The following is a 21838-nucleotide window of genomic DNA, read 5'->3' as shown; positions in this document are numbered from 1 at the left end:
GAAAACCGCTGCGCACTTTTCCTGGAACTGATCTTCCAGGCCGCAATTCCGGACGGAAAACCGCTGCGCACTTTTCCTGGAATTGCTTACGCGCGATAGCTGCGACCGTCAGCATCGAACAGGTGCAGTTTGGCCTTGTCGGCGGTGAAGCGCACCTTGTCGCCGCGATGAACCGGCAGGATGCCGGGGATCTTGGCGATGATCGGCTCCTTGTCGACCAGACCTTCGATATAGAGCAGCGTCACTTCGCCAAGTGCCTCGACGATGGCGACCGTGCCCTCGAACAGGAAGTCCTCGCCAGTGGAGACCTGCAGGTCTTCCGGCCGGACGCCGAAGCTCGCCATCTTGCCGTTCTGCGATGCGTCCGTGGCTATATCGAGCGTGACGCTCTTGCCGCCGGTCAGCTTCACCGTGGTCTGCGCGCCGGTGGCGGTAATCGCCGAGGGGATGATGTTCATCGCCGGCGAGCCGATGAAGCGCGCGACGAAGAGATTGGCCGGCCGCTCGTAAAGTTCCAGCGGCGCACCCACCTGCTCGATATGGCCCTGCGACAGCACGACGATGCGGTCGGCGAGCGTCATCGCCTCCACCTGGTCGTGGGTGACATAGATCATCGTCGTGTCAGCCATCTGCTCGTTGAGCTTGGCGATCTCGATGCGGGTGGCAACGCGCAAGGCCGCGTCGAGGTTCGACAGCGGCTCGTCGAACAAGAAGACCTTGGGGTCGCGGCAGATCGCCCGGCCGATCGCAACGCGCTGGCGTTGACCGCCCGAAAGCGCTTTCGGCAGACGATCAAGGTATTTGGTGAGCTGCAGGATATCGGCGGCCGCGCGCACGCGCCGGTCGATCTCCTCTTTCGATTCCTTGGCAATCCGCATGCCGAAGGCCATGTTGTCGTAGACGGTCATATGCGGATAGAGCGCATAGGACTGGAACACCATGGCGATGCCGCGCTTCGACGGCGGCACGGTGTTGACGCGCTCGCCATCGATGAACATGTCGCCGCCGGTGATCTCCTCGAGACCGGCGATCATGCGCAGCAGCGTCGACTTTCCGCAGCCGGACGGACCGACGAAGACGATGAACTCGCCCTGCTTGATGTCGAGATTGATGCCGTGAATGACATCGACCGCGCCGTAGGACTTGCGGATATCTTTAAGCAGCAGACCCGTCATTGCACCCTCCCCTTCGGTTCTTCCCGTCAGTTCTTGCTCTCATCATTGTTCAGCCGGCGTCACACCAACCGGGCGAAGTACGCGCCCCAGGCCGGCAGGTTGACCGTTCTGTCCTTCACCTCGGCTGCAAAGCCGTGCCCTTCAAGCGCGGCGACCGGTTCGTTCGGCAGCGTGGCCGCAGCCGGCGTACCGCTCATGTTGAACAGGCAGAAAAGCTTCTCGTTGCCATAGCTGCGCACGAAGGCGAGCACCTGTCCATCCGTGTTCAGGAACTCGATCTCGCCCTTGGCGAAAGCCGGATGCGCCTTGCGGAAATGCAGGAAGCGGCGGTAGTGCTCGAGCACCGACGCCTGGTCGCCCTGCTGCGCCGATACGGCGCGTTGGAGGTGCTCTGGCGGCACGGGCAGCCAGGGTTTCGCGCTGCCGAAGCCGCCATTGACCGCGGATCCGTCCCAGACCATCGGTGTACGGCAGCCATCGCGGCCCTTGAAGTCGGGCCAGAACTGGATGCCATAGGGATCCTTCAGGTCCTCATAGGCGAGTTCGGCTTCGCTCAGCGCCAGCTCCTCGCCCTGATAGATGCAGACCGAGCCGCGCAGCGACATCAAGAGGCTCGCAAGCAGCTTTGCATGCGCGTCGCGATCGGCAACGCCAGCGCCCCAGCGGCTGACATGGCGCACGACGTCGTGGTTGGAGAAGGCCCAGCAGGCCCAGCCCTCGGGCGCTGCCTTCTGGAAATTGCGGAGAACCTCGGCGACGGTCGCCGGTGTCAGCGGATCGGGCGCTAGGAATTCGAAGGCGTAGCACATCTGCATCTTGTCGCCGCCGGAAGTGTATTCGCCGGCGATCTCCAGGCCGCGCTGGCTGTCACCGACCTCGCCAACAGCGGCAATCGCCGGAAACTCGTCCATGACGGCGCGGAACCGCTTCAGGAATGCCAGGTTCTCCGGCTGGTTCTTATCGTAGAGATGTTCCTGATAGTTGTACGGGTTGACCGCCGGTGCGGTCTGGGCGTTGCGGCGTTCCGGCGCCAGCGCCGGATTGTCGCGCAGCTGCTTGTCGTGGAAGTAGAAGTTGATGGTATCGAGGCGGAAGCCGTCGACGCCGCGCTCCAGCCAGAAACGCTCGACACCAAGCAGCGCTTCCTGAACTTCCGTATTGTGCAGGTTGAGATCCGGCTGCGAGGTCAGGAAGTTGTGCAGGTAATATTGCAGGCGCGTCGGATCCCATGCCCAGGCCGAGCCGCCGAAGATCGACAGCCAGTTGTTAGGCGGGGTGCCATCCGGCTTGGAGTCGGCCCAGACGTACCAGTCGGCCTTGGCGTTGGTCCGGCTTGCGCGGCTTTCGACGAACCAGGGATGCTGATCCGAGGTATGCGAGAGAACGAGGTCGATCATCACCCGGATGCCGAGGCGGTGCGCTTCCGCGATCACGGCGTCGAAATCGGCAAGGCTGCCGAAGATCTGGTCGACATCGGTGTAATTGGAGACGTCGTAACCGAAGTCCTTCATCGGCGAGGTGAAGAACGGCGAAATCCAGATTGCGTCGGCGCCGAGGGCGGCAATGTGCGGCAACCGGGCAACGATGCCCTTGAGGTCGCCGATGCCGTCGCCGTTGGAGTCCTGGTAGGAGCGCGGGTAGATCTGGTAGATCACCGCGCCGCGCCACCAGTCCCGATCCGGCTGCAAAGTGGAAGTGCTCATTTCGGTCATGCTCATTTTCTCTGGAGGTCCTTGATAGTCAGCCGCCCTTGACCGAGCCCGCCAGCAGACCGCGCACGAGATAGCGCTGCAAGCTGAAGAAGACGATCAGCGGAACGATGATGGTAATGAAGGCGGAAGCCGTCAGGATTTCCCAGTTGCCGCCGCGCGAGCCCAGCAGGTTGACGAGCCGGCCGGTCAGAACCAGTTCATCGGGGCCTGCGCCCAGGAACACGATCGCCACCAGCAGGTCGTTCCAGGTCCACAGGAACTGGAAGATCGCGAAGGAGGCGAGCGCCGGGAAGGACAGCGGCAGAATGATCTTGACGAAGATATCGAAATCGCTGGCACCGTCGACGCGGGCGGATTCCATGATTTCGCGCGGCAGGCCGGCCATGTAGTTGCGAAGCAGATAGATCGCCAGCGGCAGGCCGAACCCGGTATGGGCCAGCCAGATGCCGACATAGGTCTTGGCCGGCACGCCCAGGATCGTGCCAACGCCGTTGTAGAGCTTCAGCAGGGGGATCAGCGACATCTGCAGCGGCACGACGAGAAGACCGACGACCACGGCGATCAGGATCGCCCGGCCGGGGAACGGCATCCAGGCAAGCGCATAGGCGGCGAAGGCCGCGATCATGATCGGGATGATCGTCGCGGGTACGGCAACCGTGAGCGAATTGATGAAGGAGCGGCCGATGCCCTCAGCGCTTAACACCTCGACATAGTTGTCGAAGGTAAAGCGCGGCGGCGAAGACGCGGTGACGAAGACGCGCTGGCCGCGCGAACCCTCCATCTTCTTGTCGGAAACGATCTCGAAATTGCCGTCGGCCTGAACGGTCAGCTTTTCGCCGTCGTTGAGTTCGGCGGTTTCGCCGGCCTTGAACGCAGTCGGCTCGCGGCTGTTAAAGCCGAAGGCGGAGATTTGGCCCGGCTGACCTTCGAGCAGGTTGCCGGAGATCACGAACTTGCCTTCGCGCTCGACCTGGCTTTCTGGGCCTGGCGCACGGACGACGGTGTTCTGCGACGAGGTCGAAAGTGCGGTCCACCAGCCGGAAACGGCGAGCTGATCCTTGTCGCGCAGAGACGAGATCAACAGGCCGGCGGTCGGCAACGTCCAGAGCGCGACGATCAAAAGGACCGAGAGGTGGACGACCCACATGAGGGGTGAGCGTGTCGCTGGATTCATCTCAGTGCCCCTTCATTTCCTTGGCCGCATTGCGGATGTTCCAGACCATGATCGGAATGACGAGGATCATGATGACGACGGCGATCGCCGCACCGCGGCCAAAGTCGCCGCCCCCGCGGAACATCCAGTCGAACATGAGGTTGGCGAGCACCTGGCTCTGCCATTGGCCGTTGGTCATCGCCAGCACGATGTCGAAGACCTTCAGCACGAGAATGGTGATGGTCGTCCAGACGACGGCGATCGTGCCCCAGATCTGCGGCACCATGATCTTGAAGAAGATCTGCCAGCCATTGGCGCCGTCGATGACAGCGGCTTCGATCGTTTCCTCAGGGATGCCGCGAAGGGCAGCGGACAGGATGACCATCGCAAAGCCCGTCTGGATCCAGACGAGGATCGCCATCAGGAAGAAATTGTTCCAGAAGGGCAGCGTGATCCAGGCCTGCGGCGCGCCGCCGAAGGCGACGACGATGGCGTTCAGGAGGCCGATCTGCTCTGCGCCTTCGGGACGGAAATCGTAGATGAACTTCCAGATGACCGCGGCACCGACGAACGAGATCGCCATCGGCATGAAGATCAGCGTCTTGGCGATGTTGCCCCACCAGATGCGGTCGGTGAGTGCTGCGATGACCAGGCCGAAGAAGGTCGCGAGCGCTGGAACGACCAGCAGCCAGAGGAAATTATTGTAGATCGACTGGCGGAACTCACCGTCGTTGACCATCCAGGCATAGTTGCTGACGCCGACGAAGTTCTGTCCGGCGCGATCATGGACGCTGTACCAGAGCGACATGAAGACGGGATAGATAAGATACACTGTCAGCGCAAGGAGCGCCGGTCCCAGAAACAACCACGGACGGATGGCGTTGGTGATACGCAGATTTCTTGACGCGACGGCACCTGATTTTCCCTTCGACGGGAACATCAGGTCGAGAATGAAACTGGTTCCCCAGAAATAGGCGGCGCAGCCGATGACCCCGCCCAACATGAACCCTGCAGCCTTCAAAAGCTGAAACAACATGACATGTCCCTCCCCCTCGGTGCACGGTCGCGTGCAGGGCTGGCGATTGTCGCCGTTCTCATTGGGGTGCGCCACTTCTCATAGACGAAGGCGGGAAGCGAGCGGAAAACCGCATACACTTTTCCTCTGCCCGCCTCTGCAGCGAACCCGGATCGGCAACGGGCGGCATCGCCGCCACCCGTCATCCGGTTCTTACTTGATGGCGTCCCACGCCTTCTGCACGCCATCCGCGACATCTGCCGACGACTTGCCGCCGACGAAATCGACCATCCCGGTCCAGAACGCGCCCGCGCCGATCTTGCCCGGCATCAGGTCGGAACCGTCGAAGCGGAAGGTGGTGGCGTTGAGCAGGATCTCGCCCTGCTTCTTCAGCGGCGGGTTGCCGTAGGTGTCGACGTTGACGCTCTTGTACGGCGTGAGGAAGCTCGTCTGCGCCATCCAGACTTCATGGGCGATCGGCGTCTTCAGGAATTCGATGAAGGCGCGCGCGGCCGGCGTGTCCTTGGTGATCATCGCCAGCGTACCGGCGCCGAGCACCGGATTGCCGAGCTCCTTCTTGCTCTCGTAGGGCGGCATGTAGAAGAAGTCGGCGTCCTCGCCGATCTTGGTGCCCTCAGGGAAGAAGGACGGAATGAACGACGCCTGGTGGTGCAGGTAGCACTTCGGCGGCGAGGCAAAGAGGCCCTTCGGGCTGTCGCGGAAGTCGGTGGAGGCAACGGCTGCAGCGCCGCCATCGACGAACTTGTCGTTCTTGGCAAACCAGCCGAACTCGTCGATCGCCCCAACGACAGCCGGATCGGTGAAGGGAATCTCGTTCTTGACCCACTTGTCGTAGACATCAGCCGGCTGGGTGCGCAGCATCATGTCTTCCACCCAGTCGGTCGCCGGCCAGCCGGTCGCGCCGCCCGAGCCGAGGCCGATGCACCATGGCTTGCCGCCGTCAGCGGCGATCTTCTCGGTCAGCGCCTTCAGCTCTTCCATGGTCTTCGGCACTTCGTAGCCGGCGTCCTCGAAGTTTTCGGGCGAGTACCAGACGAGCGACTTCACGTCGATCTTGTAGGGAAATGCATAGAGCGCGGCATTGCCGTCCTTGCCCTTGTAGGTCGAAAGATCGACCCAGGACTGGCCGGCGGCGTAGTTGTCGAGCAGCCACTTCTGGGTGTCGTCGCCGAGCGGCGTCAGGTAACCCTTGGAGGCGAGATCGCCGATCAGACCCGGCTGCGGGAGGACCGAGATTTCGGCCGGGCTGCCGGCCTGGGTGTCGATGACGATCTGCTGCTCATAGTTTTCCGAGGACGAATATTTGATCTCGGCGCCCGTCGCTTCGGTGAAGTAGGCATAGACGCTCTTGAACAGCGCCTCGTCCTCACCGCGCCAGGGGCCGAAGATCGTCAGCGTCTGGCCCTTGAGGTCATGACCCTTCTTGAACTCCTCGAAGCTCGCCCAGTTGAACTTCGAATCCTCGCCCGGCTTGAACTTGAGGTCAGCGGCGCCGGCAGCACCTGCCAACAGGGCAAACGCCGCCACGCCCAACAGCAATGATCTCTTCACGTTCTTCTCCTCCCAAAGATGAACCCGGATCCCACCGGGCAGACGATGATGCGCGAAAATTCAAAGCGCTTTGAGTTCGCTAACAAACCATTGCGACACGCGAGGAGTCAAGAGATTTCCCATCCCTGTCCTCAATGCGACGAATTTGTGCTTTGCGGTAACGTTTTGCACCGCGCAATGGTTGAATTCCGCTTTGTTGCTCGAAAAACGGATGCTACACCAACCCGAGGCGCTGGGACCAAACACCAAAAATCATACGGATATCCAAAGCGCTTTGGGAGGAATCCTGACCATGGCGGTCAATCTCAAGCAACTTGCGGAACTGCTCGGCCTGTCCCAGACGACGGTCAGCCGCGCATTGAACGGCTATCCGGAAGTGAATGCCGAGACCCGTCAGCGCGTGCTGCAGGCCGTGCGCGAGACCGGCTACAGGCCGAACCGCGCCGCCCAGCGATTGGCCACCGGCAGAGCCTTCTCCATCGGCATGGTCATGCCGATCGCCCCCGGTATCGATTCCGACGTGCACTTTGGCGAGTTCCTGGCGGGGCTTGCGGAAGAAGCGGTCAAGCACGACTTCCATTTCGTGCTCAATCCGAGTGCGCCGGAGGACGAGGAAGTGACGTTCCGGCGGCTGGCAGCCAGCGGCAACGTCGATGCCCTGTTCCTTGCCTATATGCGCGCCAACGACCCGCGCATCGCCATGCTGAAGTCGCTGTCGATCCCGTTTCTCGTCCACGGGCGCTCGATCGGCGAAAGCCGCGACTACCCCTTCCTCGACATCGACAACACCAGTGCCTTCTACGATGCGGCGCGACTTCTCATTCAACTCGGGCATCAACGGATCGCGCTGATCAATGGCCCGGAGTATCTGACTTTTTCCATCCGCCGCCAGAAGGGAATGCTCAGGGCGCTTACCGAACACGGCCTCACGCTCGACGAGGCGCTGGTCGAACATTCGCTGATGACCGACGAGCACGGCTACCGCAGCATGCAGCGCTTCCTGCAGCATGCGCAGCCGCCGACCGCGGTGCTCTGCTCCAGTACGGTGCTGGCGCTCGGCGCCGTCCGGGCGATCAATCAGGCGGGCTTGAAAATCGGCGAGGACATCTCGCTGATCGCCCATGACGACGTGCTGCCGATGCTGAAGCCTGAGAATTTCAGCGTGCCGCTGACGACGACACGCTCGTCGCTCAGGGCGGCCGGAGCCCGGATTGCCACACGGTTGATCGGCGGAATCCTGAAACGTGGCGACTATCCGGAACAGGAACTCTGGCGCGCCGAACTGATCGTGCGCGCCTCGACCGGGCCCGCCCCGCAAAAATGAGAACGCGCCGCAATCGCGACGCGTCTCGTCATTCGATGTGAGCAGGAATTAGAAGCGCGGCGGCTTGCGGCCAGCCTTGCGGTGAGCGGCAATCACGGTGTTGGCCATCAGCATGGCGATGGTCATCGGGCCCACACCGCCCGGCACTGGGGTAATCACGCTTGCGACCTCGGCGGCCTCGGCAAAGGCGACGTCGCCAACCAGCTTGGATTTGCCCTCGCCCTTTTCCGGCGCCGGCACGCGGTTGATGCCAACGTCGATCACGGTCGCGCCGGGCTTCACCCAGTCAGCCTTCACCATCTCTGGGCGGCCAACGGCGGCAACGAGGATATCCGCATTGCGGCAGACGGCGGCCAGGTCCTTGGTGCGCGAATGCGCCGTCGTCACCGTCGCATTGGCGGCGAGCAACAGCGCCGACATCGGCTTGCCGAAGAGGTTCGAACGGCCGATGACGACAGCGTTCAGCCCCGAGAGGTCATCGCCGTGTGTCTGGCGCACGAAGACCATTGCGCCGGCCGGCGTGCAGGAGACGAGACCGCCTTCGAGATCGCCCGTCGCGAGCTTGCCGGCATTGACGATATGCAGGCCGTCGACGTCCTTTTCCGGAAGGATCGACTGGATGATCGGCTCGGAGTTCAGGTGCTTCGGCAGCGGCAGCTGCACGAGGATGCCGTGAATGGAGGGATCCGCATTGAGCTCCGCAACCAGCGCGGCGAGTTCTTCCTGCGTGGTTGCCTCCGACAGTGTGTGCTGGATCGACAGGAAGCCGCACTCCTTGGCCATCTTGCTCTTCGAGGAAACATAGGCGTGGCTTGCCGGATCGTCGCCGACGATCACGACGGCAAGGCCTGCGCGAACACCGGCATCCGTCTCGAGCGCCTTGGTCGCGGCCTTCACAGTCTCGATGACCGAAGCGGCGACTTTCTTGCCATCAATCACAGTCGTCACGGCATGTTCCTCCTGGCTTCCTGTTCACGCGGCACACTCTAGTTCGCCCGGGAAAAGGCGATGGCCTCAAAGCGCCCTATGCTGTTCCAAACGCATAAATGCAAGAGGCGGCGGCGAGGTTGGCGGATGTTTCGTTCCACCGCGCGGCATTTCCTTTCACGGGTGAGAGGAGAGACGGCTTCGCTCAAAATCATGAGAGAGCGATCGCAACGTCGCACAGTCGGGGAATAGAGCCCACCCGTCGGCGATGGCTTAACCGCGTGCCAGCTTTTGAAGGGAGTAGTGTTCGACGCGGGTTCTCAGCGCTCGAAGATCTTCCTGGACCTTGGCGATTTCGGTATCGTTCTCCGCTTCCGCGTATGGTGGCGTGCGCCGGACCATAGCCCCTTCAGCTTCGCCACGACGCGCAGCGGCGTAGGCGGCTGTCAGCGATTGAGCATGATGCGCCGCTGGGCTGAACGGCGGCGGTAGATCGGACTTGGCAGGAGTGGGATCGGCCTGCGGCTGCTTGCGCGGCGAAGGTTCGGGATCGCCCTCCGGCTCTGGCGGCTCCGGATCCTGATCGCGCCGCGGCTCTGCACCAGGGCCGGCAAACAAACCGCGCATGCTGCGGTAGATGCCGAGCAAAACGCCGAGGCCGAAGCCGGCGAAGAAGCCGGCCATGGTGGCGGCAATCACGATGATCTTGCGCGAAGGACCCTTCGCCTGCAGCGCAGGCTCGGCCTTCGAGATCACCCGGATATTCTTCGCCGTCAGCTTTTCCTCTTCGCGCGTTTCGCCGGCGCGCTTCAGGAAGGATTCGTAAATTGCGCGGGTGGCCGCGGCTTTCCGCTGCAGCTCACGCAGTTCGACGAATTCGGCGGAAGAATCGATCTGCCGCGCCTTCTGCACCGCAAGCTGCTGCAGCAGGTCCTGCTCGGTGCGCTGGGCGCGATCAAGCTCGGTTCCGGCCGCGGCGGCAATGCGGCGCAGTTCGTTGCCGATTTCGGAGCGCGAGGCCTCCAGCGCCTGCTGGGTGGCGATCCGTTGCGGGTGGCGTGGTCCGAGGCTCGCGTCAAGCGCACTCAATTGCGCCCTGGTCGCGGCAAATTGCTTGCGCAGTTCGGACAGCGCCAGCGAGCTGATTTCCTCCGGATAGGCCCCGGTCAAAACGTCGTTCAGCTGCACCTTGCCGGAGGCTTCCGCTTTCGCTTTTGCTTCGGCGATGCGGTTGCGGGCGGCGGCCACCTGGTCGCTGAGGCTCAGGAGCTGCTTGTCAGCGATCAGCTCGCCGCCGGCGCCGACGATGTCGTAGCTCGCCTTATAGTCCTCGACCGCCTTCTCGGCCGCATCGAGCTCGGCCTTCAATTCCTTGATGCGGACGTCGAGCGCCACCGTTGTTTTCTGGAAGAAGCCGGATTGCGCTGCGGTTTCTTCACCGAGAAAAGTTTCGACCAGCCGGTTGGTGATGAGCGCCGATTTCTCCGGGTTGCGCGTCTGCGCCTCGACCGTGACGATGAAGGTCTTCGGGTCGCGCCAAACCTGGATGGCCTCGCTCAGCTTCTTCAGCATACGGGCGGACGCGTCGCCGCCGGCCTTTCCTGCGAATTCCGGATCCTTCTCGAGGTCGAGGCCGGTTGCAACCTTCTCCATGACGGTGCGCGAGCGCAGCACTTCAAGCTGGCTGTCGACGAGCGCGAGAATGCCTTCGGTCGCCAGCGATTGTTTTGACAGATCGGAATCCGTCAGCCGCACCTCGCGCGGATCGATGTAGAGCTTGCTTTCGGAGACGTAGACGCTGGGTGTGGAAAGTGCGAGCAGTATGCCGCCCACAGCACCGAGCGCAGTCGTCGCAATAATGATCTTGCGCAGTTGCCAGACGGAGCGCAGGACGGTCTTGATGTCGACGAGAGGACGGTCACCGGGTGCGTCAGTGGCGGGCGCGGCTGTCGCCTGGGCATCGTCCCGGCTATCGGTCAACCATTGTACCAGCCTGTCGCCCATGCCGCTCAGGGCGCGACGATGCTTGGCCGTTCCACTCGTTCCCTTCGAGGCATTCTTGCCTATTGTCGGTTGCGCCGCCGAACGGGTCGCCTCGCGAGCGCCGGACTCGCCCGTCGGGCCTTCGGCTGCGGACAGGCGATTGAGCAGAGGAGAATTGGCCGCGGAAGCGCCGGCCACACGGGGCTTTTGCGCGCGCGCGGAACCGCGCGTGTCCTCGGCTACGAAATCGAGCAACGATGCACGCGGAACCGGGCGTTTCTCGTCGTCGATGTTGAACATGACTGATCCCGCGGCTGCCGAGACGGCGAATTCCGAATAGTGAAGCCAACCTAAGGAAACATGGAAAACAAATGGTTAATTTCTGTGGATCGACGCACGCAAACGGGTCAATCTCACGCCTTATTAAGCTTTCCCGCCTATGACGGAAGGCAGCAAAGCAGTTCCAGCAAATGCGACACGCGCCTTGCGCTCGGAACTCAGCATAAACAAAGAGATAGAGCGCTTCCAACGGCCGTGCCGGGAGACGCGCTGTTGGAACGTCGGCCGTGCCTCATCGCGTCAAAGCGCTTTATCTCCGCCACCAGGCGCTGATCCACGCCTATCTCTCCATGACCGGAGGCTCGGCCGGGCGGCTCGTGCTGTCGCTCGTCTACTTCATCGCCGTCGCGAACACGCTTGTCATCGCCGATTTTGGTCTCTTTGCCACAGCGTCAGCAGCCGGCATCATGATCTCGCGCGTGCTTGCCTTCGGCTTCATGTCGCCGCTCTATCGGGTCGCCACCGTAAAGCCCCTGCTGGTCGGGACCTACAGCGCCGGCTTCCTGGTGGGTGCGGTGCTCTCGCTGCCGCTGATCGCGATCATCTGCGCCATCATCTTCCTCGCCCTTTTTTCCCGGGACATGACGGCGAGCGCCTTTTCTGCGTTCATGCTGGCGGAAATCATCTGCTGGCGCGGACTGGAAACCGCGGTCATCGTGCTGAATGGCCTTGGCCGTTTCGGACGCGGGGCGCTGCTCGTGGTGATCGGTACGGCGATCCGCACCGGCGCTGCCTTGCTCTTTACTCTCCTATCCTGGAAGACGCTTGAGGCCTGGTCCTATTTCTACCTGGCTGCGAATGCGCTTGGCCTCGTCGTGGCGCTTTTGTGGTTCTACCCTCGCGTCCGGCTGCGCTGGAAGCCCAGGCTCTATTTCCGGCGCTGGTCCGATTCCGTCTCCGTCGCCGGTGCCGAGGTGCTGTTCTACATTCAGTCGGAATTCGACAAGATCGCCGTGCTTGCCATCGGCGGTCCGGCGGTTTCCGGCCTTTATGCCATCCTGATGCGGCTTGCGGACCTGACGGCGCTTCCGGTGCGGTCGTTCAACACCCTGCTCGTCCAGCGCATCATGCGTACGCCCGAGGCGATCGCGCGCTGGCGGATCAGGTTGTCGATCGAACTCCTGGTGGCGCTGGCTTCGCTTGCAGCCATGGCGGCCATGGCTCTCTATCTCTGGATCTTCCCGAACGGCCTCGGCCGCAACGTATCGGCCGCTGCTCCGATCATCGCGATGATCCTTCTCGTTCCCTCGTTCCGCAACCTGATCGAGTATCACTCCGAACTGCTCTATGCGACGGGCCGGACGGTGCGGCGCATGCTCAACCTGCTGATCGCCGGCGTGGTCAAGGTGGCTCTGCTGGTGCTGTTGCTGCGGACAACGACAGATGTTACCGCCTGGGCGCCGTCGCTCAACGCGATCTTCTTCGCGCTCTACGCCCTCTCCTTCGTACTGACTTACACGGCGCTCCGGAAGCCGGCTGAACGCGTCATCTGACGCCGGTCGAACCCTCAGGCGGCGAGTTCGACCACCGCCCTGCGGATGTCATCGAGGTCGTGCCCGACGAAGGATTGAACGCCGATGCCGATCTGGTGCGGCTCCATATCCTTCAGGAAGTCCCTGAGGCCGGAGAGGTCCTGCCGGTAGCTGTCCTCGAACCAGAGCACGTGACAGAGCGCGGCATCGGAGGGCACATGCCCCTCCCCGCCGAGTACCTCGTCGACGAAGCGGCCATAGATCGTGCATTCGGAGAAGGCGCGGGTCCGCGTGATCGCCCGAACCCAATTGCGGCCGTGCTGCGCCTCGATGTGGTCGAGCAGCTTCCGGCACGTGTCCGTGCGCCAGGCGATCAGCGTGTTGATGTAGTCATTGGCCGGCAGGTTACAGGGGCCGATGCCGAGAACGCGATCGGAATGGGCGAGCCATTCGAGATGGTTGGAGCGCATATGCGCGTCGATCGCGCCATCCTTGCGGTAGAGCGTCAGCCGGTCCGCCTGCCAGAGGCTGGCGGGATCGAAGGCACGCAGGAACACGACGTCGGAGTCGACCGCAAACATCGCCGCCTCGTCGATATGCCGCGCGAGCGCCAGGCGACGAAGCTGCTGCGCATGCCAGCCACGCAACGGCAAACCGAAGGGACTGAGCCATACCTTCCTGCGACCGGCGGATAGTGGATCCGTAACCGGATGCAGCCACCAGGGCAAAAGATCGCCCTCGCTGACGACCACCCGCCGCACGCCTTCGAGTTGCCGAAAGAGCGTCACGTCAAAATCGGCGACCAGCAGATAGTGCTTCCAATCGCCCTGAAGCTTGCGGTCCATGCTTTCGCACATGAGCCGGCAACGCTCGAAATCGTTCGCATAGGACGCTGTGACAACCGCAGTGCGCATGGTCGGACCGTTCACGATGTCCCCGTTCGAAGGTTGGTGTCGGCGATCGTTTCGCGCGAGCGTCCAGACAGTTTGTGCCAGAGGACATGGCACAGGAAAAGCGGGTTTCCGAGAACGTAGCGGCGCCACATGCGCCGCGGTTCCATCGCCAGACGGAAGAACCACTCCAGCCGCAGCCGGCGCAGGAATTTTGGCGCCCGCGGAAACTCCTCCGCGACGAAGTCGAAGAGCGCGCCGACGGAAATGACCAGCCGGGCGTCCTGGGGGCCGACATGGGCATCGACCCATTTCTCCTGGCCCGGACTGCCCATCGCGACCAAAAGGATATCGGCCTTCAACGCACGGACTTCAGCGAGAATCTCCCGGGACCGTTCCCGGTCGAAAAAACCATCGGAAACCGGCAGAAACTCGTGCCACGGTGCGTGCGCCTGGAAATTCTCGGCGGCGCGCGCGAGCACCTTCGGCCTGGCGCCGATCATGGCGATGCGCAGCGGTCTTTCGATATAGGTCAGCAGCGACGGCACGAAGTCCGTGCCATTCAGATTGGCAGGAAACATGCGGCCGTAAAAAAGATAGGAAGCGATATCGACGCCGTGCCCATCCGGAAAGACAACCTGGCGCGCCAGCGCCGCACGGTATTCTCCGTCGCGCATCATCAGGTTGGCATTGTTGGCATTGAGGAAGGCAAGGACCGTTTGTCCGCCTGGCCGCGAAAGCGCTTCTGCAGCAAAGGCGAAAGCCTTCGTCCAGCCGAGATCGACGACCGGCATTCCGAGGATCAGACGCCGCGATAGAGAAACGTTCTTTGTGGCAACGATTTTCGTCACGATCGTCCCCCTTCATGAATCGTCAAGTCCGGCGGCAGCGACGGCCCGTCCGCTGCGCTCGCAGGCGCAAGGCCCGCCAGCACATTGCGCATCACCCGCATCAGCCGCACTTTCTGGGCACGGTGGAAGACCGAGCCGTCGAGACACTGACGATCGCCGGCCCGCACCTTGGCAACCTTGTCGACCAAGAGGCGCGCGAATTCCGAGGGATCATCGGCCGCGGAGCAATTGTCGGGGATAGCCTCGATGCCACGCAACGACGCCTGCGTCGCGACGCAGGGCATGCCGAGTTCGAAGGTCTCGAGGCTCTTCAGCTGCACGCCGGTGCCGCCACGGCTGATGAGCGGGACGACCGCGCTTTCGGTGACGAAGGCGCGCGCGTCCGGCACCCTGCCTACGAAGTGGACACCGGGATGGGAGACCGTCGGCACGCCATCCATCTGCCCGGCGATCGCGATCGTCATATCCTCCGGCAAATGCGGGACGACCTCGGCGAGGAACCAGTCGAGGCCCAGCCTGTTCGGCCGCCAGCTCCATGTACCGATCAGGCCGAGATCGTGCTGGAGGTCTTGATCAGGTTCGCCGGTCCGAGCCGCCGGCGCGTGCCAGCCCGTTACCAGCGGCAGAACGAAGGCACGCTCACTGACAGCGCGGCCGAAACCGAAACGATCCGCCTCGGCAAAAGTCCAGACAGCAACCGCATTGTGCGCCAGGTGCTGCTCGTAGTGCTCGAGATATTGCGCTTCGCGCCGGAAGAGAAAGCGCTCGATGGTGCCCTTTGCCCGCTCGGCACTCTCGAAGGCGGAATCCGCCTCGACATTGTGGGCGACATAGACCGACGGATAGGGTCGGAAGACCTGCGCGAAGGCGGCCGGCAATTGCACCGAATTGAGCACCAACCCATCGAACGGGGCGAGGCTGTCGAGGATCGACTGGATCCGGTTTGCCGATACCGTAAGCATCTTGCCGGATGAAACCGACGTGCGGTTAAGGAAGGCGGTCGCGAGCCAGCGCAGTTTCCGAAGCGTGCCGACCTTGGCATTGGTAACCTCGAGCTCGCCGAGGAGGTGCATCTCGCAATCCAGCGCGGGTGTTTGTCCCGGCTGGAGAAATCCGATGACGCTGACCCGGTGACCGAGAGCACGAAGGCCGTCGAGCACGGCCCGGTTGGCGATGTCGAAGCCGGACGCCGGATTGGCGACGGGAACGAGCGAGGAAACCAGGACAAGATGCATTTTGCCACACGTCATGAATGGAACTGGGCACTTCTTTAACAGCATGGGGTGAAAGAGCGCTTAAAGCCCCCTTTCAAAATCTGCCGTCCGGGTTCAGCATCTGTTTAGGAAGATTTGTTGTATTGCACATCAATTTTGCTTGCACAGGTTTCGCCATGACGTCGACCGGCCAGGACATTTCCGTCTACTTCCGGACAGAGCTGGAGGACGCCGGCGACATCGAACTCGTCGTCGTGCTGCCGACGTTTCGCCGGCCCGAACACGTCGTCAAGTCGCTGAAAACCATTGTTTCCCAGAGGCCTGATGTCTCCTTCGCCACGGTCGTCGTGGAGAACGACGATGAAGGATTGGCCGGCGCTCAGGCCGCCAAGGACTTTTTCCTGGGCCATCCCTCCGAATCGATCGTCATCGTCGCGCATCAGCGTGGCAACTGCCATGCGTACAATGCCGGCTGGTCGATGGCGCTCGAAACCTATCCGAACCTCAAGGCGATCGCGATCATCGATGACGACGAGGTCGCGGCACCCGAGTGGCTCGATTGCCTCATCACGGTACAGGAAACGACGGGCGCCGACATGGTCGGCGGGCCGCAGCTCCCGGTCTTCGAGGGCGACGGCGGGCAGAAGTGGAAGCGCCACCCGGTTTTCACGCCCCACTATGACACGACCGGACCGGTGCCGATCCTCTATTCCTCCGGCAACGTTCTCGTTACCCGGCCGGTGCTCGACAGGATGCCGCGGCCGTTCCTGGACCCGGCATTCAACTTTATCGGCGGCGGCGATGCGGATTTCTACAGCCGCAGCAAAGAACAGGGCTTCTGCTTCGCCTGGGCGGCGGATGCCTGGGTCGCCGAAACCGTGCCGGCGCGCCGCACGAGCGCATCCTGGATCCGGGCGCGTAGCCTGCGCAATGGCGCGATCTCGACGATGCTCGAACATCGACGCGACCCAAGTTTCGGCGGGCGGATGCGAACCTTCGGCAAATCGCTGGCGCTGCTCGGCGCTTCGATCCCACGCGGCATCGAGCTCTGGAGCAAGAGCGGGCTGGCAAGCGCCGGGCTCTATCATTTCTATGTGGCGATCGGCCGGTTGATGGCCGAGTTTGGCCTCGTCAACGAACAGTACCGCACGCCGGAGAAAAACTGACGGCAGTAGCATTTGCAGGAGCGCATCCAGGAAAAGCCTGGAGCGGCCTCCGCCCGGAATTCCGCGACGTCAAAAAGGAAATGGTCGAGGTCGGAAAGCGAGCGGACAAAGCGCTCGCGTTTCTCCGGTCAATGCGAGCTGCTTGCCTTGACCGCGCCTTCCGGCAGCTTGTCGCTGGCGACATGGCCGTTCTTGTCGACGATTGGAACCGGCTTCTGCCGCGGCACGTTCTGGCTGTTGGCGACGCGCTTGACGTCGTCCTTGGTGAGGTATTCGAGCTGCTCGACGAGCACCTCCGTGATCACCTCTTCACCGAGCTTCTTGTTCAGGCCATCCTTCACCGTGGTCTTGAAGGTTGGCAGATCGAAGGTGCCGGTATCGGCAACGTCGATGAACTTCGAGCCGACGAGCAGATCGTAAAGCACGTCGGTGACCATCTGCCGGAGCGGAGCACGGAGATTGTTGATCCCCTCCTTGGTCGCAGAGAAGGAAAGCTTCGTGAGGAAATAGCCCTGGACCGAGCCCTCCTTGATCACCGGAATGGTGATCATCTCACCGGGAACATATTGTTCCGACGCGCGACGAGCTGCCTCGCCGTCCGTGACGACGGGCGCCGAAGCGCTTTGCATCGAAAAATAGACCGATCCGAGCGTGACCGCGCAGACCCAGACCCCGGTGAGAATGAGCTTGAGCATCAGAAATCGCTATAGCGGAACTGCGCTTCGGAATAGATGCCGTCCGCATCGGCATCCTGTGCAGCCGTCTTCAGGAGGTCGACGACGGAGCGCACCGCTTCGAGATGCGCTTCCACCTTCTGCGAGTTGATCGCCAGCTTGTCACGCAGGTGACGAGCATGCGAGGAGAAGGTCGACGACGTCTCTCCCGGCAACATGTCGCGATGCAACATCGTCAGTTCGTAGAGGCAACGACTCTTGTGCGCGTTCGACGTCTTGATGTCGAATTCCGGGTCGAGACCGATGCGGCTGTTCTCGTTGTCGAGGATCATTTCCAGTCGCCCGAGCACGTTCTGGATCCGGACGTCATTGGATGCCACAGCTTCCATGAATCAACTCCCAATTAAGCTTGCTTGTTCTTGTCGTCTTCAGGCGTAAAGCCGGTCAGCGTCTTGCGCTCATATTCCTGCACGAGGCTTGCGGCGAGGTTTCGGCTGTTGCCATCGAGCGAGGCCTGGACCCGATCGGTCGCGCTGCCGCTCGCCAGCTGATCGGCGATGCCGATGCCGCCGCTCTTCGAGATGACGTCGCCGATCTGCTCGGCCATCATGCTCTTCCAGATATCGCCTGCGTTCCCTTTACCGAACACGTTCTCGCTGTCGGTCGGCAACATCGACTTCACGAAGTTCTGCAGCACCATGGCCTCGAACTTTCGATAGGTTTCAGGGATCTTCTTCTGCTCGACGCGGTTGTTGATGTCGCCGAGCCCGGTCGAGCCGTCGGAAGAATTGAGGATGTTGACGGCGGCGGTGAAACCGTTGCCGTTTTCCGCGAGGCTCGTCGCCTTGAAAGCCGCACGATTGGCCTTCAGCCGCGCCTGCGCTTCCTGCACCTCGGTCGGGTCGGCGGCGCGCACGACATCCATCACCAGATCGCTGGGCGGAGAGATGGCCATGACGAATCCTCTCAAAATCGAGCCTGCATCGACCAAGGGCGACGCACAAAGGCAATAGTCGGACCGGCATCGCTCCACCGTCGGAGCATCCCCGGATGGCGTACTATCGCCCGTCAACCTTACCGGAAGCTGGCGCCTGCCCGGTAACGTGTTGATCGATCAGGTCATAGATGGAGTTGTCGGCTTCCTCGCGCTCCTCGGACTGGCGCGCTTCCTTCATGTTTTCCTCGAGCCGGTCGGCCTTTGCCCGCTCCCTCAGCATCCGCGCTTCATGCGTCTGCTGGATGCCGAGCAACATCTGGTCCTTCTGCACCAGACGCCCGACCTGCGAGGAATAGTGGCCGGAGAACATGCGATGCATCGGATGGGCCGAACCCATGGCATCGACGACCACGTCGATCGTCTCGGCCAAGGCCTCGCGTTGGCGCACCATCTCGACATAGTCGGCCTCGGCCATCTGCTCGAGATGGCGCTGGACGGCCACCAGGCGCTTGAGCTTCTGCGAACGCGTCTTCATCTGGCTATCCTCCCTGCATGACCGGCGCGAAACCGTCGCCGAACAGGCGCAGCATTGCGGCAATGCCGAGATAGAGCAGGAACATGCCGCCCATGATCAGATAGGGCTGCGAAATGAAGTAGATCGGGATCTGCGGGGCGAGCTTGTTGACCATGCCGATCGCTACGTTGAAAAGCAGGCCGTAGATGACGAAGGGGCTCGCGAGCCTCAGCATGATCATGAAGGTCTGCGCCAGCGAGTCCGTGAGCGTGATCAGCACGCCCTGCGGATCGAAGGCGGTACCGATCGGCATGGCGCGATAGGATTGCACGATCGCCTCGATCATCACGTGATGGAAATCGAGCATGAAGAGCACCATCAACCCGGCGAAGCTGATGAGGCTGGTCAATTGGTTTTCCGGCGTGTCTTCAATCACATCCGACGAGGGCGGGGAGCTGAAGCCCATCAACATGGTGATCGCCGCGCCGGCGAACTGCAGCCCGAGCACATAGTAGCGGGCGACGAGACCCATGACCACGCCGACGGCCGTCTCGGCGGCGATCAGATAGATGTAGGTGTGCCCCTTGCCGGTCACCTCAGGATAGATGTCCGTCCACATCACCGGCAGGATCGCCATGGACACCGCGACCGCGATGAAGAGCCGGACCTGCATTGGAACGCGGGCAGAAGAAAACCCGGGCATGATCATGATGCAGCCACCGATCCGGCAAAAGGCCGCGAACAGCGCGAGAACCGATCCCTCCGGGTCGGTGATCATGAAACGGAGCCGATGATCTTGATCTCGAGGCCCTTGGCAAGCTCGACATGCGAGAGCACGGGCAAAGTGGCAAAGAGACGCTCGATGATCATGCGAACATAAGAGCGGGATTCGGGCGAACTTACCAGTACGAAGGGCATGCCGCGATCGAGATGTTCACGGATAACTTTGGTCGCCTGTTCGCTGAATTCTTCCAGATGGCGCGGGTCGATGTCGAACTCGACGACTTCGCCCTTGGCGTCGCGCTTCAGCGCCTGATGGAAGACCATGTCCCACTTGTTGCCGAGGCGCAGCACGCGCAAGACGCCATTGTCGGCAAGATCGCCGCAGAGCTGCTGCGACATGCGCACGCGCACGTGCTCGACGATCTGTTCGGTCTTGCGCACATGCGGCGCAAGTTCGGCAACCGCTTCCAGGATCAGGTGCAGGTTGCGGATCGAGACACGCTCGGCAAGCAGCAGCTTCAACACGGCCTGCAGGCCGGAATAGGACATGTGCGAGGTGCAGATTTCGTCGGCGAGCTTGCGGTATTCCGGGTCGAGCCGTTCGATCAACACCTTCACGTCCTTGTAGGAGAGCAGGTGCGGCAGGTTGTTGCGAATGACCTCGCTCAAATGCGTCAGCACCACCGAGACGTTATCGATCGGGTGGAAGCCTTCGCGCTTCAGGTCTTCGGTGAAGGTTTCGAGGATAGAAACCGCCGGCATGCCGAAGGCGGGTTCGCGGATCTCGTCGCCCGGCACGCTCGGCCGGCGGCCGCCGCCTGTCACCACCAGCACTTCGCCGACACGCACAGTGTTCGAGGCGATCGTCGTACCGTGGATACGGATATGATAGGCCTTGTCCGGAATGCTGATGTCGTCGGACACCTTGATTTCGGGAATGACGAGGCCGTATTGCCCGGCGAATTTGCGGCGCATCTTACCGACGCGGAAGGCCAGTTCCTGGTGGGCGCCGAGCAGACGCGTCGAGACCTGTTTGCCGAGGAGAAGCTCGATCTCGGCGGTCTTCAGCACCGATTTGACGGAATCCGCCTCGCCTTCCTTGGTCTGCTGGACCTTGGCGGCCTCCTCGGCGCGGCGGGCCGCATTGGCCGCTTCGATCTGGCGTGGCACGAGCCAGCTCAGGAACGCCATGCCGCCGCCGAGAACGGCGAAGGGTAGGAACGGCAGGCCGGGGACGACCGCCAGGAGAATGATCAGACCGGAGGCGACCATCAGCGCCTTCGGATAGCCGCCGAGCTGGCCGACGACGGCCTGATCGGTCGAACCGGAAGTACCACCGCGCGACACGAGCAGGCCCGCGGCGAGCGAGACGATCAGCGCCGGGATCTGCGAGACGAGACCGTCGCCGACCGAGAGCTTGACGAAGACGTCGGCCGCTTCTCCGATCGGCATGCCGTGGCGGAGATAGCCGATAATGATGCCGCCGAAGATGTTGATCGCGGTGATGATGAGGCCGGCGATCGCATCGCCGCGCACGAATTTCGAGGCACCGTCCATCGAGCCGTAGAAGGAGCTTTCCTCTTCGAGTTCGCGGCGGCGGCGCTGGGCCTCCTTTTCGTCGATCAGGCCGGCCGAGAGGTCGGCGTCGATCGACATCTGCTTGCCTGGGATCGCATCGAGGGTGAAGCGCGCGCCAACTTCGGCGATACGCGTCGCACCCTTGGTGATGACGATGAAGTTCACGGTGATCAGGATCAGGAAGACGATCAGACCGATGACGAAATCGCCGGACATGACGAGGCTGGCAAAGCCCGAAATGACGCCACCGGCAGCACCATGACCTTCATGGCCATGCGAAAGGATGACGCGGGTCGTGGCGATGTTCAGCGCCAGACGCACCATGGTCGAGATCAGCAGAATCGTCGGGAATGAGGAGAACTCGAGCGGGCGCTGGATCCACAGCGAGACCATCAGGATCAGAACCGAAAAGGCGATCGAAAACGCCAGCCCCATGTCGATCAGGAACGGTGGAATGGGCAGGAAGAGGATCGACAGGATCATCACGATGCCGAGCGCAAAGCCGACGTCGCGGCCCTTCGGTGCGACTTTCGGGATGATCAGCGCTGCTTGTTGTGCCATGTCTCTTCCGTCTCATCATGAGAACAAGGCAGCATTCACACGCGCTGCCCCACTTTAG

19 protein-coding genes are annotated in these 21838 nt (G+C 62.2%); 3 read left to right on the top strand and 16 right to left on the bottom strand.

Annotated features, from left to right (window positions below; translation table 11 throughout):
- Positions 1 to 86 precede the first annotated feature (86 nt).
- The 5 genes from AC070A_RS12360 to AC070A_RS12340 all read right to left on the bottom strand — a co-directional run bounded on the left by AC070A_RS12360 (position 87) and on the right by AC070A_RS12340 (position 6627).
- Positions 87 to 1175 carry an ABC transporter ATP-binding protein gene (locus AC070A_RS12360; RefSeq protein WP_058320484.1) on the bottom strand — a complete coding sequence of 363 codons (1089 nt, stop codon included), beginning with the start codon at positions 1173 to 1175 and terminating at the stop codon, positions 87 to 89.
- A gap of 59 nt (positions 1176 to 1234) precedes the next feature.
- Positions 1235 to 2887, bottom strand: coding sequence for a beta-galactosidase BglA (bglA, locus tag AC070A_RS12355; RefSeq protein WP_494773565.1), 1653 nt, complete (start codon positions 2885 to 2887; stop codon positions 1235 to 1237).
- Between the two features lie 28 nt (positions 2888 to 2915).
- A complete protein-coding gene (locus tag AC070A_RS12350; RefSeq protein WP_093231966.1) occupies positions 2916 to 4061 on the bottom strand; it encodes a carbohydrate ABC transporter permease in 1146 nt (381 codons plus the stop codon).
- 1 nt (position 4062) lies between these two features.
- Positions 4063 to 5076 carry a carbohydrate ABC transporter permease gene (locus tag AC070A_RS12345; RefSeq protein WP_093231965.1) on the bottom strand — a complete coding sequence of 338 codons (1014 nt, stop codon included), beginning with the start codon at positions 5074 to 5076 and terminating at the stop codon, positions 4063 to 4065.
- A 192-nt stretch (positions 5077 to 5268) separates the two neighbouring features.
- A complete protein-coding gene (locus AC070A_RS12340; protein ID WP_057251032.1) occupies positions 5269 to 6627 on the bottom strand; it encodes an ABC transporter substrate-binding protein in 1359 nt (452 codons plus the stop codon).
- A 292-nt stretch (positions 6628 to 6919) separates the two neighbouring features.
- Between AC070A_RS12340 and AC070A_RS12335 the strand changes: the two genes are divergently transcribed.
- The gene (locus AC070A_RS12335; RefSeq protein ID WP_057251034.1) at positions 6920 to 7951 is read left to right on the top strand and encodes a LacI family DNA-binding transcriptional regulator; all 1032 of its coding nucleotides are present in this window, start codon (positions 6920 to 6922) and stop codon (positions 7949 to 7951) included.
- A gap of 48 nt (positions 7952 to 7999) precedes the next feature.
- Here the strand turns inward: AC070A_RS12335 and folD are convergent, their stop codons facing one another.
- Together folD and AC070A_RS12325 are read right to left on the bottom strand one after the other, a co-directional pair.
- On the bottom strand, positions 8000 to 8899 hold the full coding sequence (gene folD, locus AC070A_RS12330; protein ID WP_112994591.1) for a bifunctional methylenetetrahydrofolate dehydrogenase/methenyltetrahydrofolate cyclohydrolase FolD: 900 nt from the start codon (positions 8897 to 8899) through the stop codon (positions 8000 to 8002).
- Positions 8900 to 9151: 252 nt separating this feature from the next.
- Complete coding sequence (locus AC070A_RS12325) at positions 9152 to 11161, bottom strand: GumC family protein (RefSeq protein ID WP_112994592.1); 2010 nt, start codon at positions 11159 to 11161, stop codon at positions 9152 to 9154.
- A 266-nt stretch (positions 11162 to 11427) separates the two neighbouring features.
- On the opposite strand from AC070A_RS12325, the gene AC070A_RS12320 reads away from it, so the two are divergent.
- Positions 11428 to 12693, top strand: coding sequence for a lipopolysaccharide biosynthesis protein (locus AC070A_RS12320; protein ID WP_057251040.1), 1266 nt, complete (start codon positions 11428 to 11430; stop codon positions 12691 to 12693).
- 14 nt (positions 12694 to 12707) lie between these two features.
- On the opposite strand, the gene AC070A_RS12315 is transcribed toward AC070A_RS12320, so the two are convergent.
- Genes AC070A_RS12315 through AC070A_RS12305 form a run of 3 tightly spaced genes read right to left on the bottom strand, consistent with a single transcriptional unit; the run spans position 12708 to position 15648 of the window.
- Positions 12708 to 13601 (bottom strand): DUF6492 family protein, encoded by an 894-nt coding sequence (locus tag AC070A_RS12315; RefSeq protein ID WP_492384490.1) that lies wholly within the window; start codon positions 13599 to 13601, stop codon positions 12708 to 12710.
- Positions 13598 to 14413 carry a WecB/TagA/CpsF family glycosyltransferase gene (locus AC070A_RS12310; RefSeq protein ID WP_244495602.1) on the bottom strand — a complete coding sequence of 272 codons (816 nt, stop codon included), beginning with the start codon at positions 14411 to 14413 and terminating at the stop codon, positions 13598 to 13600. The genes AC070A_RS12315 and AC070A_RS12310 overlap by 4 nt, the downstream gene beginning before the upstream one ends.
- Positions 14410 to 15648, bottom strand: a complete 1239-nt coding sequence (locus AC070A_RS12305) for a glycosyltransferase (protein ID WP_492384489.1) — start codon at positions 15646 to 15648, stop codon at positions 14410 to 14412. Before AC070A_RS12305 ends, AC070A_RS12310 begins: the two co-directional genes overlap by 4 nt.
- 155 nt (positions 15649 to 15803) lie before the next feature.
- Here AC070A_RS12305 and AC070A_RS12300 point away from each other — a divergent pair, with 155 nt between their 5' ends.
- The gene (locus tag AC070A_RS12300; RefSeq protein WP_057251114.1) at positions 15804 to 16793 is read left to right on the top strand and encodes a glycosyltransferase family 2 protein; all 990 of its coding nucleotides are present in this window, start codon (positions 15804 to 15806) and stop codon (positions 16791 to 16793) included.
- Between the two features lie 128 nt (positions 16794 to 16921).
- On the opposite strand, the gene AC070A_RS12295 is transcribed toward AC070A_RS12300, so the two are convergent.
- The 6 genes from AC070A_RS12295 to flhA all read right to left on the bottom strand — a co-directional run bounded on the left by AC070A_RS12295 (position 16922) and on the right by flhA (position 21780).
- Positions 16922 to 17488 carry a hypothetical protein gene (locus AC070A_RS12295; RefSeq protein ID WP_058325392.1) on the bottom strand — a complete coding sequence of 189 codons (567 nt, stop codon included), beginning with the start codon at positions 17486 to 17488 and terminating at the stop codon, positions 16922 to 16924.
- On the bottom strand, positions 17488 to 17856 hold the full coding sequence (locus AC070A_RS12290) for a hypothetical protein (protein WP_058320491.1): 369 nt from the start codon (positions 17854 to 17856) through the stop codon (positions 17488 to 17490). The genes AC070A_RS12295 and AC070A_RS12290 overlap by 1 nt, the downstream gene beginning before the upstream one ends.
- A gap of 14 nt (positions 17857 to 17870) precedes the next feature.
- Entirely contained in the window at positions 17871 to 18422 is a 552-nt protein-coding gene (locus AC070A_RS12285) for a rod-binding protein (RefSeq protein WP_057251047.1), read from the bottom strand.
- A 103-nt stretch (positions 18423 to 18525) separates the two neighbouring features.
- Complete coding sequence (locus tag AC070A_RS12280; RefSeq protein ID WP_058320493.1) at positions 18526 to 18939, bottom strand: hypothetical protein; 414 nt, start codon at positions 18937 to 18939, stop codon at positions 18526 to 18528.
- Between the two features lie 4 nt (positions 18940 to 18943).
- Positions 18944 to 19696: a flagellar biosynthetic protein FliR gene (gene fliR / locus AC070A_RS12275; protein WP_058320494.1), complete on the bottom strand. Its 753-nt coding sequence runs from the start codon at positions 19694 to 19696 to the stop codon at positions 18944 to 18946.
- Positions 19693 to 21780, bottom strand: a complete 2088-nt coding sequence (gene flhA / locus AC070A_RS12270) for a flagellar biosynthesis protein FlhA (RefSeq protein ID WP_058320495.1) — start codon at positions 21778 to 21780, stop codon at positions 19693 to 19695. Before flhA ends, fliR begins: the two co-directional genes overlap by 4 nt.
- Positions 21781 to 21838 lie beyond the last annotated feature (58 nt).

Source organism: Ensifer sp. GW101-20A05, from assembly GCF_059424735.1.
This window is presented reverse-complemented; position numbering and strand designations above follow the sequence as displayed.